Origin of the sequence: Micromonospora sp. DT53 (genome assembly GCF_049841535.1) — a bacterium.
In the GTDB taxonomy this organism is placed as follows: domain Bacteria; phylum Actinomycetota; class Actinomycetes; order Mycobacteriales; family Micromonosporaceae; genus Micromonospora.
This window is the reverse complement of sequence record NZ_JBNCKM010000001.1, coordinates 586566-600619: the sequence shown is the minus strand read 5'-3', so window position 1 is coordinate 600619 and position 14054 is coordinate 586566. Positions and strand designations below refer to the sequence as shown.

Here is a 14054-nt window from a genome sequence, read left to right as displayed (position 1 = left end):
CCTGCGCCGGAACAGCCGGCGTCTGATCGGTGTCACTCACCGACGATCACCTCCTTGCGACGGTCTTTGAACTCCGCCGCCCGTCGTCGGTTCGGAATCAGGCCCTCCGGCCGGAAGATCATCATCACCACGAGGACCAAGCCGAAGATCAGGAACCGGTACTCGTACAGCTCCACGCCGAACAGCTCGATGCCGCGGAACCGCTCGATCATGTACGCCACCAGGCCGCCGCCGACGATCGCGCCGACGATGTTGCCCGAGCCACCGAAGATCACCGCAGCCAGGATGATGATCGAGTTGAGCAGCTCGAAGTTCTGCGAGTTGACGAAGTTCTGCTTACCCGCGAAGAGCGCGCCGGCCAGGCCGGCGATCGCGGCACCCGAGGCGAACGCCCAGAGCTTGAACTTGAACGTCGGCACACCCATCAGCTGGGCGGCGTCCTCGTCCTCCCGGATCGAGATCCAGGCCCGACCGACCCGACTGTTCGTCAGGTTCCGCACACCGATCACCACCAGGATGATCAGCGTGAGCACCAGCCAGTAGTACGGCCGGGCGTCCAGCACGCCGAAGAACGGCTTGCCGTCGGCGTACTTGCCGGGCGGGTGCGGGATCTGGTTGAAACCCCGCTGACCCTTGAGGAACTCCGAGCTGACCGCGGCGATCCGGATCATCTCGGCGAAGCCGAGCGTCACGATCGCCAGGTAGTCACCGCGCAGACGCAGCGTCGGCGTACCGAGCATCACACCCGAGAGCATGGTCAGCCCGATCGCCAGCGGCACCACGAGCAGCCACGGCCAGAGCGTCTTGACGTTGCTGCTCGGCGAGGTCAGCACCGCGACGGTGTACGCGCCGACGGCGAAGAAGCCGAAGTAGCCCAGGTCGAGCAGGCCGGCGAAACCGACAACGATGTTCAACCCGACGGCCAGCAGCACGTAGATCGAGACGGTGAAGAGCACCTGCGTGAAGTTCGCACCGGGGGTCGGGATCGGCCCGAGATACTGGTAGAACTCCCTGTTCGGCAGCGCGTAGAAGAACGCGATCACCGCGACCAGCAGCGCCCAGCGCACCCAGCGCGGCGCGCCGCGCCACCGTTCTCCGGCCGCCTCGCGGCCGGAGCGCACCCTCTCCAGGACGGTCGTCATGCCCGTGCCCTCCCCAGCGATTCGCCCAGCAGACCGGTCGGCCGGAACATCAGCAGCACCACCAACACCGCGAAGGCGGCGAAGTCCTTCCACTGACTGCCGAACAGACCGGCGGCGTAGTTCTCCACCACGCCCAGCAGCAGGCCACCGATCAACGCGCCGCGCAGGTTGCCGATACCACCCAGCACCGCGGCGGTGAAGGCCTTGAGCCCCAGCAGGAAGCCGACGCTGTAGGTCAGGGTCTGGATCCGCACGTCGTAGAGCAGACCCGCCACGCCGGCCATGGAGCCACCGGTGATGAAGACCATCAGGATGATCCGGTCCTTGTTCACACCCATCAACGCGGCGGTGTTGGCGTCCTGGGCCACGGCCCGGATGCCCCGGCCGGTACGGCTGCGGTTGATGAAGAGGTCCAGCAGGACCATCATCAGCAGCGCCGCGCCAATCGTCAGCAGCTGGATCGAGTCGATCGGCACGCCGAAGACGTGGAACAGCGGCTTGCTGCTCACCAGACTGGGCGCGCCCTCCGGCAGTCGGCGGGTCCAGATGCCGAAGGCCTCGGAGATCGCGATCGAGGCGCCGATCGCGGTGATCAGGAAGGCCAGCGGCGGGGCGTTGCGCTTACGCAACGGCCGGTACGCCACCCGCTCGATCACCGTCGCGGTGCCCGCCGAAGCGATGGCGGCGACGATCATCGCCACCAGCAGGTAGAACAGGATCGAACCGATCCCGCTGACCTGTGAGTTCTGGTCGAGTCCAAAGCCGTTCCAGGTCCAGATCGCCGCGAACGCGCCGGCGATGAAGACCTCGGAGTGAGCGAAGTTGATGAGTCTCAGCACGCCGTAGACCAGCGTGTAGCCGAGCGCGACCAGGGCGTAGATCGCGCCCTGGGTCAGGCCGGTCGTGGTGAGTTCCCCGAAGTTGGAGAACAGTCCATTGAAGTCCAAGGGAGGGACGCTCCATCACGTCTGGAGAGAAAATTGGGGTGCGGCCGGGAGCGAGCAGCTCCCGGCCGCACCCGCGATCACAACTCAATCGCCGAAGCAGCGACCAACATCAGGACTTCGGGATCTCCTGGTCCGGGACAACCTTGCCGCCGGTGACCTTGAACGCCCAGACCTTGACCTGCGCCGGGTCCAGCTCGCCGGTCTCGGTGAACTTGTAGCTCGCCGCGACACCCTCGCCGCTGTAGCCCTTCACGAACTCCAGCAGGCCCTCACGGGTGTTCTTGCCAGCCTTGATACCGGCCAGCAGGATGTTCGCCGCGTCGTAGGCGGTGTCGCTGTAGGTGCCCGGGTCGGTGCCGTTGAGCGCCTTGAACTCCTCCACGAAGGTGCCCCGGGCCTCAGCGGCCGGCTGGCACGGGCAGGTGAGGATGGTGCCCTCGGCCGCCGCCTGACCAGCGGAGGTGATGTACGCACCGTCGTTGACGCCGTCGCCGGCGACCAGCGGCGCGGTGACCCCGGCAGCGGTGAGCTGCTTACGGATCAGGCCGGCCTCCTGGTAGTAACCGCCGTAGAAGACCGCCTTCACGTTGGCGGCCTTGACCTTGGTGACCACGCCGGAGAACTCGGTCTGCTTGCCCTCGCCCTGGACCTTGTCCGAGCCGACAACCGCCGGGCCGAGCAGCTTCTTGACCTCGTCGGCCAGGCCGGCGCCGTACGCGGACTGGTCGTCGATGACGTAGACCTTGTCGGCCTTCATCACGTTCTTCATGTAGTTGCCGGCCGCAGGGCCCTGGCTGAAGTCGTTGCCGACCGCGCGGAAGAAGGTCTTCCACTTCTGGTCGGCAAGGCTGGGCCGGGTCGCGGACGGGGTGATGGTCACCAGGCCCGCCTCGCTGAACAGCGGGCCGGCGGCCTCGGACTCACCCGAGTAGGCCGGGCCGACGACGCCGAGGATCTTGGTGTCGTCGATCGCCTTCTGCGCCAGACCAGGTGCCTGGTCGGGGCTGCCCTGCGAGTCCAGGGACGCCAGCTCGACCTTGCAGTCGGCGTTCGCCTTGTTGTATTTGTCAACGGCGAGCTTGACACCGTTGTTCTCGTTGATGCCGAGCGCGGCCGAGCTGCCGGTCAGCGCGCCGAAGAAGGCGATCTTGCTGCCGCAGGCGTCACCGCCGCCTGCCGCATCGTCGCCACTGGAGCATGCGGTTCCGCCGGCGACGAGCGCCACCATGGCGACCCCACCGATAACGCGCGCGAGCTTCTGCCTCAAGGCCCGAACCCTCCTCGTCCCATGGTCCGAACCACCCGCTGGCTATTGGCCCTTGCGGGGGCGGACGAACCAGACCGTCGTCGCCGGTCTGGGGCCGGACGTTATCCCACCGTGGAGCTGTGACGTAAGCCCCATCGGAGCGGGTTGACCGAACCGTTACACACTGTGGCGGATCAGAAGCCATCCCTGTAAGAACCATCGGCCGCGAGGCGGTTTCACAGTTGTTTCTTCGGTAAGTCATCAACAGCTACATGACCGTTACCGATCGAGGCCTGACAACGGCAGCCACCAGGCACGCGGCGTTTTCTCGCCGCCCGTCGGCACCAGCAGTCGATCTTCCGGAGGGGTCGCTGCGGCGGCTGTGTCCCGACTGTCCGAAACCGGCCAGGGCGACACCATCGCCCCTCATGAATCACCCGCATCGACCGGAAGCCACAGTCCGTGACGGCCCCCGCCCCGGGTAACCGCCCCACGCTCCGCCCGCGGGCCACCACACGCGATGGCCCGCCGTCAGCCGGGCCACGCCGCCGACCGCGGCCTCTCCCCCTCGGGCCGACCCGAAAACCGACGGGCGGCAACCAGCACGGCGGAGCGCCGAGACCAGCACCCCCACCCGCCGCGACAGGACCGACGCCGGTCAGGGTGCCGGCAGGGTCACCTCGCCGCCGGCGGTCTCCGCGAGGATCCGCTCAGCGACCTCTTTCATCGTCATCCGGTGGTCCATCGCCGTGCGCTGGATCCACTTGAACGCCTGCGGCTCGGTCATCCCGTACGTGGTCATCAGCGCGCCCTTGGCGCGCTCCACCGACTTACGGATCTCCAGGCGGTCGGTCAGGCTCGCGACCTCCGCCTCCAGGGCCGCGACCTCCGAGTAACGCGACAGCGCGATCTCCACCGCCGGGACCAGGTCGCTCTTCTGGAAAGGCTTCACCAGGTACGCCATCGCGCCCGCCGCCCGTGCCCGCTCCACCAGATCACGCTGGCTGAACGCAGTCAGAATGATCACCGGAGCGATCCGGGCACCGGCGATGCGCTCGGCGGCGGCCAGCCCGTCCATGATCGGCATCTTGATGTCGAGGATGACGAGGTCGGGCTTCAACTCCTCGGCGAGGCGCACGGCTGTCTCGCCGTCGCCGGCCTCCCCCACCACCTCGTAACCCTCTTCGACGAGCATCTCGGCGAGGTCCAGCCGGATCAGCGCCTCGTCCTCGGCGATCAGTACGCGCCTACGCTCGGCATCCGTCGGCATCTCAGCCACCAGCCCTACCCCCACCAGTCATAAGCCGACACCAACCCGACCGGGTGTCGCCGCCCTCAGCGTAGTAGGTAACCTATGGGAGGCCACCAGAGCATTCGGCCAAGCGTCCCCGTATTCCAACCGGCAGAGAAGCGGAGCTCAAACCTCCGACAGTGTGGGTTCGACTCCCACCGGGGGCACCAAAAGTGTCGTACGGCTGTTCCAAAATCGTCATGTGCATCCACCTGACCTACGCATTCGCGCGCGGCAGCAGCACCTCGCCGGCAGTACGGTCGCCGAGGTTGCCAGACGTCTGAGACTTCCGTACCCAACGGTCAGGGGCTAGTGCAAGAACCCGGCCGAGCCGAGACGGGCCGGCAGTGAGCTTCGTTGCTTTCGCTGCCGGCCCGAGGTCAAGAATCAGACAGATCCGTCTGCATACCTCTACCTGCTCGGTCTCTACCTGGGCGACGGGCATCTCGTCACCTCCGCACGGGTACCGGTGCTCCGCATCGCTTGCAGCAGTAGTTGGCCGGGCTTGATCGAGGCGTGCGACGCCAGCATGCGGCAGGTGCTCGCGGCGAAGGTCCAGCGCGTCCAGCAGCCTGGTTGCGTCAGCGTGCAGAGCTCCGGCAAGCACTGGCCATGCCTGCTTCCCCAGCATGGTCCCGGCAAGAAACACGAACGTCCGATCGTTCTCGCCGATTGGCAACGGGACATCGTCGCGACGCATCCGGGCGACTTCCTGCGCGGGCTGTTCCACTCCGACGGCTGCCGGTTTGCCAACCGGGTGACCGTGCGCGGCAAGGCGTACGTCTACCCGCGCTACATGTTCGTCAACGAGTCGGCCGACATCATGGGGCTCTGCCAGTGGAGCCTCGACCTGCTCGGCGTGGCCTGGCGGATGAACCGACGCAACTCGCTGTCGGTGGCGCGGCGCGACGCTGTCGCCACACTGGACCGGCACGTCGGCCCGAAGTCCTGACCGTTACCGCGCGGATCACCCCTGCCGTGGGAGCCTGGCTGACGCGCGGGCGGATGGCCGGTGGCGTAAGCGGCGACGGGGGTGGGTTCCGATGCGGGTGGTGGTCTTCGGTGCGACCGGGATGGTCGGTCAGGGCGTGTTGCGCGAGTGCCTGCTCGCCGATGACGTGCGGGAGGTGCTGACTGTCGGTCGGCGGCCGACCGGCCGGCAGGATCCGAAGCTGCGGGAGCTGACGGTCGCCGACGTGGGCGAGTTGAACGCGGTGCGCGCCGAGTTGACAGGTGTCGACGCGTGTTTCTACTGCCTGGGTGTGTCCTCCTTGGGCTTGGACGAGGCCGCGTACACGCGGGTCAGTTACGACTACCCCCTCGCTGCGGCCCGGTTGTTCGCGGAGGTGAGCCCGGCTGTCACGTTCGTCTACGTCTCCGGTCAGGGGACCGACTCGTCGGGTCGGGGTCGGGTGATGTGGGCGCGGGTCAAGGGTCGCGCCGAGAACGCGATCATGGATCTGCTGCCCAACGGTTACGCGGCGCGGCCGGGGTTCATCCAGCCGACGTACGGGGCGGTGTCGAAGACGGGGTGGTACCGGTTCGGGTACGCGGTCACGCGTCCGCTGTTTCCGGTGTTGCGTCGGTTGCTGCCGAACCAGGTCACCACGACCGACGGGGTCGGCCGGGCGATGCTGCGGGTGGCTCGGCAGGGTTCGCCAGTCCGGGTGTTGGGCAACCGCGAGTTGCGCTGATCGGTCAGACGATCGTGTCGAGGGCGTGGGCGAGGTCGGCGCGTAGGTCCTCGGGGTCCTCGAGGCCGACCGAGAGGCGCAGCAGGGCGGCGGCGGGTTTGGCGTCGCCCTCGACCGGCCGGTGGGTGAGCGAGGCGGGGTGCTGGATGAGGGTGTCGACGCCGCCGAGGGACACCGCGTGGGTGATGAGGCGGCAGGCGTCGGCGACGGCGGCCGCGGCGGGCGCGCCGCCGCGTACCTCGAAGGCGAGCAGGCTGCCGGGTCCGGCCATCTGCCGGCCGACCAGCGCCGCCGGGTCGTGCACCGAGGGGTGGTGCACCCGGTGTACGGCGGGGTGGCCGGCGAGCCAGCCGGCGAGTTTCTCGGCGGTGGCCTGTTGGGCGCGGACCCGCAGCGGCAGGGTTTGCAGGCCGCGGTGCAGGAGGTAGCCGCCGAGGGGGTGCAGGATCGCGCCGGTTACCGCGCGGACCTGGCGTAGTCGCGCGGCCCAGGTGTCGTCGCAGGCGACGACGCCGGCGAGCACGTCGCCGTGCCCGCCGATGCTCTTGGTGGCGCTGTGCAGGACGAGGGTGGCGCCGTGGCGGGCGGGTTGTTGCAGTACGGGGGTGGCGACGGTGTTGTCGACGAGCAGTGGGGTGTCGCCGGCCGCGGCGGCGAGGGCGGCGATGTCGACCAGGTCGAGTGTGGGGTTGGCGGGTGTCTCGACGATGATCAGTGCGGTGTCGGGGCGGATGGCGGCGGCGACCTCGTCGGGGCGTGCCCAGGTGACTGTGGTGCCGAGCAGGCCGGTGGCGAGGACGTGGTCGGTGCCGCCGTAGAGGGGTCGGACGGCGACGACGTGTCGGCGGTCGTCGCGGGCGGCGGCGAGCAGGGTGGCGGTGAGGGCGGCCATGCCGCTGGCGAAGGCGACGGCCTGGGTGGTGCCCTCCAGTTCGGCGAGGGCGTTTTCGAAGCGGGCGACTGTGGGGTTCCAGAGCCGTTGGTAGACGGCGCTGCTGCCGGTGGGTAGGGGGCCGCCGGTGGCGAGTTGCTCGTACGCGGCGCCGCCGTCGTCCACGGAGGGCAGTGGGTTGGTGGTGGACAGGTCGATGGGTGGTACGTGCACGCCGAGGGTGCGGAGGTCGTCGCGGCCGGCGTGCACGGCCCGGGTGTCCATCGTTGTCATGGCTGAAGCGTCGAACATGTGGCCGCTGACAGGCAACAGTTCGGCAGATCATTCTGTGAACGGGGTGGTTTCCGCGCCGGGTTCGGGTGAGGATGGCGGAATGTCCCCTGAGCCGAATGATGTGCGGTCGTATCCGGCCCTGGACGAGGTGGACCGCGCGATCCTGACCGAGCTGGCGGCGGATGGCCGACTGCCGAACAACGCTCTCGCCGAGCGGGTGGGAGTGGCGCCGTCGACGTGCCTGACGCGTACGCGGGCGCTGCGCGAGCGCGGCGCGATCCGTGGTTTCCACGCCGAGGTGGATCCGGCGGCGCTCGGTCTGCCGTTGCAGGCGTTGGTGTCGGTGCGGTTGACCGCGCACGAGCGGGCGGCGGTGGACGCGTTCCGGGCGCGGTCGGTGCGGCTGCCGGGGGTGGTGTCGGTGTTCCACGTGGCCGGTGCGGAGGACTACGTGTTGCATGTGCGGGCGGCGTCCGGCGACGCGTTGCGGGACTTCGTGCTGGACCACCTGGCGGTCGACCCTGTGGTGCAGCACACGCAGACCAGTCTGATCTTCGAGCAGGCGCGCGGGATGGGCTGAGCGGCGGGGTGAGGTGGCCGACGAAAACCCGCATGCCGGAACAAAGCCGGCCGGTGACGGGTTGGCTGACCGTGTGATCACCGTACCGTTGTCTGTTCTTGATCTTGCTCCGGTCGCCAAGGGCACCACCGCTGGCGCCGCCTTGCAGGCCACCACCGAGCTGGCCCGTCGCACCGAGGAGTTGGGCTACCACCGGTTCTGGGTGGCCGAGCACCACAACATGCCGGCGATCGCCAGCTCCGCCCCCGCGGTGCTGCTGGCGCACCTGGCGGCGAACACGTCGACGATCCGGTTGGGGTCGGGCGGGGTGATGCTGCCCAACCACGCGCCGCTGGTGGTCGCCGAGCAGTTCGGCACCCTGGAGGCGCTGCACCCCGGTCGGATCGACCTGGGCATCGGGCGGGCGCCGGGCACCGACCAGGTGACCGCGCTGGCGTTGCGGCGCACCATGGAGGGCCTGTCGGCGGAGGGTTTCCCGCGCGAGTTGACGGACCTGATGAACTACTTCAGCGGGGAGAAGCCGGGGCAGATCATCGCCACGCCGGGTCGCGGTGAGCAGCCGGCCGTCTGGCTGCTGGGCTCCAGCGGCTTCAGCGCCCAGCTCGCCGGCCTGCTCGGTCTGCCGTTCTCCTTCGCGCACCACTTCAGCTCGGCGAACACCCTGCCGGCGTTGGCCCTGTACCGGCAGAACTTCCGGCCGTCGCAGTGGCTGGACAAGCCGTACGCGATGGTGGCGGTCAACGCGGTGTGCGCGGAGACCGACGAGCGGGCCGAGTGGTTGGCCGGGCCGAGCGCCCTGTCGTTCCTGAAGCTGCGCTCCGGGCGGCCGGAGCCGCTGTCGACGCCCGACGAGGCGGCGGCCTACCCGTACTCCGAGATCGAGCGGGAGTTCGTCGTGGCGCGCCGTGACGGTCAGGCGATGGGCTCGCCGGAGACGGTGCGTCGGCAGCTGACCGAGTTGGTGGAGCGCACCGGCGCGGACGAGCTGATGCTCACCACGCTTGTGTACGACGTGCAGGACCGGGTGCGGTCGTACGAGTTGATCGCCGAGCAGGTGGCGGGCGGTCTGCGCCGGAGCGCGTGAAACACGATCTTCACGTCAGCGTCACCCTGCCGACCCGGACGGTGCCTAATGTTGGTTCCGGTGGTGGTACGGCATTCCCGGTCGGGACGGGTTGGGAATGCCGCGGTGTGGCGCACCGGGCCGGAGCTGAGCGGATTCCGCGGCTGCGGCCCGGTGCCTGCCACCCTAGGCGACCCCGCTCGGGACCGCTAGGGGTTGCATCAACGTAGGTGGATGTCCGGCGTGGGTGGGGTGCCCATTCCGTTGCCGATGAAGAACCCCGGGTGTGGCGGTTGGTTGTAGGCGGTGTTCTGCCACGCGATCGCCACCCGATACTGCGGGTCGTGCATCAGCGTGTAGATCCGGGTGCTGGTCGGAGTGGGTGTGCTATAGATGCGCAACGCCCGACTGTCGGTGGTCCGCCAGAGCACCTCCTCGCGCCAGTCGCCCAGGATGTCGCCGGAGAGCGCCGGCGTGGACTTGGTGCCGTTGTTGGACGCCACCCCGCTGCCGTCGAGCAGCCGGGTCTCACCGCCGGTGCCGTACTTGTCGATCTTCGTGCCGTCGAGCAGTTCCCGCACCGGGTCAGCGTCCCACCAGGCGAGGAAGTTGGCCGAGGACGGCTTGCGGCCGACGTTCTGCCCCCTGGTGTTGGCCAGTCCGGCGACCGCCGACGACCACGACTCCGCGCCCGGGCTACCCGCCCAGATGTCCGCGGAGACACCCCGGCCGTTGTCGCCGGACGCCGGCGTGGACCAGAGGACCTGACCGGTACGGGCGTCGGCGAAGTAGGAGCTGGGCTTGCTGCCGTCCTCGTCGACCTTGAACACCTCCAGGCCGGCGCGGCCCGGGTCCAGGTCGCCGACGTGCATGGCGTCGCCGTGGCCGTTGCCCGTCGAGTGGAGCAGCCGGCCGTTGTCGTCGATGGTGGCGGCCCCGTACACGATCTCCTGGCGGCCGTCGGCGTCGACGTCGGCGACGGAGAGCTGGTGGTTGCCCTGACCGGCGGCGGCGCCGTTGCCGGAGGAGTTCGAGTCGAACGTCCACCGCTTGCGCAGCGTGCCGTCGCGGAAGTCCCAGGCCGCGATCACCGCGCGGGTGTAGTAACCCCGCGCCATGACCAGCGAGGGGCGCTGCCCGTCCAGGTACGCGGTGCCGGCGAGGAACCGGTCCACCCGGTTGCCGTACGAGTCACCCCAGGACGACACCGTGCCGCGCGGCGGGTCGTAGGTGACGGTGGAGGCGATCGCACCGGTCTGACCGTTGAACATGGTCAGGTACTCCGGGCCGGACAGCACGTAGCCGCTGGAGTTGCGGTAGTCCGCCGACGACGAGCCGATGAGCTGACCGGTGCCGGAGCGCGTGCCGTCGGCGGTCTTCATGGCCACCTCGGCGCGGCCGTCGCCGTCGTAGTCGTACACCTGGAACTGGGTGTAGTGGGCGCCGGCCCGGATGTTGCGGCCCAGGTCGACCCGCCACAACCGGGTGCCGGTGAGTGTGTACGCGTCGACGTAGACGTTGCCGGTGTAGCCGGACTGGGAGTTGTCCTTGGCGTTCGACGGCTCCCACTTGAGCACGATCTCGTAGGTGCCGTCGCCGTTGAGGTCACCGACGGAGGCGTCGCTGGCGCTGTAGGTGTAGCTCTCGCCGCTCGGGGTGCTGCCCCCGGCCGGGACCTGCAACGGCACGTCCAGGTAACCCGCGCCGAACTGCAACGCCGGCACCGACGCCGCCTGCTCGGCGCCGCCCACCACGGCCCGCACCGTGTACGCCGAGCCGGCCGCCGCCCCGCTGTCGAGGTAGTTGGTGGCGCCGGTGATCGGGCTGGCGTTGACCCTTGTGGAACCCCGGTAGAGGTTGAACGCCACCCCGGAGGTCTCGGTGCCGAGCAGCCGCCAGGACACCAGGTTGCCGCCGCCGGAGCGGACGCTGATCAGCCCTCGATCCAGCTTCTCCATCTGCAGCACGCCGGCCGACGTCGGTGGCGGCGTGGTGGGTGGCGGCGTCGTCGGCTCGTCGGTGGGTGGCGGGGTGGTCGGCTCGTCGGTGGGTGGGGCGCCGGTGCAGGTGGTGCCGTTGAGCGCGAAGCTGCTCGGCACCGGGTTGCTGCCCGTCCACGAACCGTTGAAGCCGAACGAGGCGCTGCCGTTCGTGGCGATGGCGACGTTGTGGTCGACGTTGCGCGCGGTGACCTGGGCACCGGACTGGGTGACGGCAGCGTTCCACGCCTGGGTGACCTGTTGGCCCGCTGCGTACGCCCAGGTGACGGCCCACCCGTTGACCGGGTCGCCGAGGTTGGTGACTGTGACGTTGGCGCCGAAGCCACCCTGCCACTGGTTCGTGATCTGATAGTCGACCCGGCAGCCGACGGCGGCGGCCGAGGCGACGACCGCGCCGAGGGTGCCGGCCACGACGGTGGCCGCCGTCGTGGCGGCGAGCAGGATCAGCCGATGTCTGGACGGGTGCATGCACTGCCTCCGGGGATCCGGTGGTGATCGCTGCGGCCCACCGGCCCCGCCCGGGGCGGCACAGTGGACCGGCCCCGCCGCGACGGCGGCGGACGGCGATCTGATCGGGGGTGAAACGCCCTGGAACTCACGGATCCGACTCACCGCGCATCGTAAGGCAAGCGCTTTCCGACGCGCAACATCGATGACCGTGGCTTGACCGGGTCTTGCCCCCGCGAGCAATGGCTGATCGACTCGTTCGGATGAACGCTCACCACATGGACCCCGCCGAGTTTCGTCGCGCCGGCCACGCCGTCGTCGACTGGATCGCCGACTACTGGGCGACAGTGGACCAACGACCGATCGTCCCGGCCGATCCCCCCGGCACGGTGGCCGCCGCCCTGCCCAGCACGCCTCCCACCACCGGCGGCGAACCGGTCGAGGCGATCCTCGCCGACCTGGACTCGATCGTCGTACCAGGCCTGACCCACTGGCAGCACCCGGGCTTCTTCGGCTACTTCCCGGCCAACACCTCCGGCCCGAGCGTGCTCGGCGACCTGGTCAGCTCCGGGCTGGGCGTGCAGGGCATGCTCTGGGCGTCCAGCCCGGCCTGCACCGAACTGGAGACTGTGGTGATGGACTGGCTGGCCCACCTCCTGGACCTGCCACCGCGATTCCACTCCGCAGGCAACGGCGGTGGCGTCATCCAGGACTCGGCCTCCTCGGCGACGCTGGTGGCCACCCTGACCGCACTGCAACGCGCCAGCGGCGGCCGCTGGCACCAGAGCGGCATCGACCGGCGCTACCGCGCGTACACCTCCCTGCACGGACACTCGTCCATCGAGAAGGCGGCACGGATCGCCGGGCTGGGCAGCGACGGAATCCGGTCGATCGAGGTGGACCCGGACACCCAGGCGATGCTGCCGGGCGCGCTGCGGGCCGCGATCGAGGCCGACCTGGCCGCCGGTGACACACCGGCCATCGTGGTGGCCACAATCGGCACCACCTCCACCACCGCCATCGACCCGCTGCCGGAGATCGGGGCCATCTGCGCCGAATACGGAATCTGGCTGCACGTGGACGCCGCGTACGCGGGCTCTGCCGCCGTCTGCCCCGAACTGCGGTGGTCGCACGCCGGCCTGGAGTACGCCGACTCCTACTGCTTCGACCCGCACAAGTGGCTACTCACCGGCTTCGACTGCGACGCGTTCTGGGTGGCCGACCGCGCCGAACTGATCGAGGCGCTGACCGTACTGCCGGAGTTCCTGCGCAACGCGGCCACCGAATCCGGCGCGGTGATCGACTACCGGGACTGGCAGGTGCCGCTGGGCCGCCGCTTCCGGGCCCTCAAGCTGTGGTTCGTGCTGCGTTGGTACGGCGCCGAGGGGCTACGCGCGCACATCCGCTCCGGAGTGGCGCTGGCCGAACGGTTCGCCGAGCGGATCCGCGCCGACGACCGGTTCGAGTTGGCCGCGGCGCACCCGTTCTCACTTGTCTGCTTCCGACTGCGCGCCGACGACGACGCCAACGCGGCATTGCTGGCCTCGGCGAACGCCACCGGACGGGTGTACCTGACGCACACCCGCGTCGCCGGCCGTTACACGCTGCGGCTGGCGATCGGCTCGCCGCAGACCACCGAGGCGCACATCGACGAGGCATGGACCCTGCTCTCCGAAGCAGCCGCCGCCCTGCCCACCCCCTAACCCCGCCCCGCCCCCGCCTCGCCCGCCCCGCCCCGCCCCGCCCTCGCCTCGCCCGCCCTCGCCTCGGGATCTGCGCAACTTCCCCGTTGTTGCTGCCTCCGAGGCGCGGGATACAGCAACATCCCTGATATTGCGCGGATCGCGGCGACGAACGTCGTCCCGAGAGGCCGGGAGCGGGGTTTCGGGTGCCCGCGGCCATCAAGGTCGTGCTCGATCGTGGATGTAGTGGCATCCCGGCGCTTCGTGGCCACTACATCCACGATCGAGCGCGACCTTGGCTGGCTCAACCTCGGCAAGCACGACGTTCGACGGGGCATCGCCGCGCTCCACCCCGCACGCCGCCGCCCACCCCACCCCCCCACCCACCCCCGCACCCCACCCCCGCACGGCACCCGGGCACGGCACCCGGGCACGGCGCCCGGGCACGGCGCCCGCGCACGGCGCCCGCGCACGGCCCTCGCGCTCGGCCCTCGCGCACGGCCCTCGCGCACGGCACTCGCGCGTCGATCATGGAGTTGTGGTGCCCGACAAACCGCATCGACGGCGACATTCATCCCACCACAACCCCATGATCGACGCGGTCACGACGTCGACGTCCTGTCCGACCAGCTGCGGTGATGGGGTTGGGGCGGACGTGAGCGCCCCGCCCTGCCGTGGAACTGGCGGCGCGAGCGGGGGCCGGTGCGCGGGGCCGGAACGCGGGGCCGGAACGCGGGGCCGGAACGCGGGGCCGGAACGCGGGGCCGGAACGCGGGGCCGGAACGCGGGGCCGGACC

The 14054-nt window shown here is 69.7% G+C and carries 11 protein-coding genes and 1 tRNA gene; 6 read left to right on the top strand and 6 right to left on the bottom strand.

Going from position 1 to position 14054, the window contains the following annotated elements:
* Positions 1-32 precede the first annotated feature (32 nt).
* The 4 genes from ACLQ3B_RS02935 to ACLQ3B_RS02920 form a co-directional block, all read right to left on the bottom strand.
* Positions 33-1142, bottom strand: coding sequence for a branched-chain amino acid ABC transporter permease (locus tag ACLQ3B_RS02935; RefSeq protein WP_425777081.1), 1110 nt, complete (start codon positions 1140-1142; stop codon positions 33-35).
* Positions 1139-2089 (bottom strand): branched-chain amino acid ABC transporter permease, encoded by a 951-nt coding sequence (locus ACLQ3B_RS02930; RefSeq protein WP_210821374.1) that lies wholly within the window; start codon positions 2087-2089, stop codon positions 1139-1141. Before ACLQ3B_RS02930 ends, ACLQ3B_RS02935 begins: the two co-directional genes overlap by 4 nt.
* A 109-nt stretch (positions 2090-2198) precedes the next feature.
* Positions 2199-3356 carry a branched-chain amino acid ABC transporter substrate-binding protein gene (locus ACLQ3B_RS02925; RefSeq protein WP_425777078.1) on the bottom strand — a complete coding sequence of 386 codons (1158 nt, stop codon included), beginning with the start codon at positions 3354-3356 and terminating at the stop codon, positions 2199-2201.
* A 637-nt stretch (positions 3357-3993) separates the two neighbouring features.
* Positions 3994-4614: an ANTAR domain-containing response regulator gene (locus tag ACLQ3B_RS02920; protein ID WP_112582684.1), complete on the bottom strand. Its 621-nt coding sequence runs from the start codon at positions 4612-4614 to the stop codon at positions 3994-3996.
* A 105-nt stretch (positions 4615-4719) separates the two neighbouring features.
* Between ACLQ3B_RS02920 and ACLQ3B_RS02915 the strand changes: the two genes are divergently transcribed.
* From ACLQ3B_RS02915 to ACLQ3B_RS02905, 3 genes are all read left to right on the top strand, one after another.
* Positions 4720-4796: transfer RNA gene (locus ACLQ3B_RS02915), tRNA-Leu, on the top strand.
* Positions 4797-5155: 359 nt separating this feature from the next.
* Entirely contained in the window at positions 5156-5578 is a 423-nt protein-coding gene (locus ACLQ3B_RS02910; RefSeq protein WP_425778016.1) for a hypothetical protein, read from the top strand.
* A 91-nt stretch (positions 5579-5669) separates the two neighbouring features.
* Entirely contained in the window at positions 5670-6320 is a 651-nt protein-coding gene (locus tag ACLQ3B_RS02905) for an NAD-dependent epimerase/dehydratase family protein (protein ID WP_425777076.1), read from the top strand.
* 4 nt (positions 6321-6324) lie between these two features.
* On the opposite strand, the gene ACLQ3B_RS02900 is transcribed toward ACLQ3B_RS02905, so the two are convergent.
* A complete protein-coding gene (locus ACLQ3B_RS02900) occupies positions 6325-7503 on the bottom strand; it encodes a trans-sulfuration enzyme family protein (protein WP_425777074.1) in 1179 nt (392 codons plus the stop codon).
* Between the two features lie 82 nt (positions 7504-7585).
* Between ACLQ3B_RS02900 and ACLQ3B_RS02895 the strand changes: the two genes are divergently transcribed.
* The gene (locus ACLQ3B_RS02895; protein ID WP_425777072.1) at positions 7586-8065 is read left to right on the top strand and encodes an Lrp/AsnC family transcriptional regulator; all 480 of its coding nucleotides are present in this window, start codon (positions 7586-7588) and stop codon (positions 8063-8065) included.
* Between the two features lie 73 nt (positions 8066-8138).
* Positions 8139-9149, top strand: coding sequence for an LLM class flavin-dependent oxidoreductase (locus ACLQ3B_RS02890; protein ID WP_425777070.1), 1011 nt, complete (start codon positions 8139-8141; stop codon positions 9147-9149).
* Between the two features lie 200 nt (positions 9150-9349).
* Here the strand turns inward: ACLQ3B_RS02890 and ACLQ3B_RS02885 are convergent, their stop codons facing one another.
* Positions 9350-11596 (bottom strand): cellulose binding domain-containing protein, encoded by a 2247-nt coding sequence (locus ACLQ3B_RS02885; RefSeq protein WP_425777069.1) that lies wholly within the window; start codon positions 11594-11596, stop codon positions 9350-9352.
* 242 nt (positions 11597-11838) lie between these two features.
* Here ACLQ3B_RS02885 and ACLQ3B_RS02880 point away from each other — a divergent pair, with 242 nt between their 5' ends.
* The gene (locus tag ACLQ3B_RS02880) at positions 11839-13278 is read left to right on the top strand and encodes a pyridoxal-dependent decarboxylase (protein ID WP_425777067.1); all 1440 of its coding nucleotides are present in this window, start codon (positions 11839-11841) and stop codon (positions 13276-13278) included.
* The last annotated feature ends 776 nt before the right edge of the window (positions 13279-14054 follow it).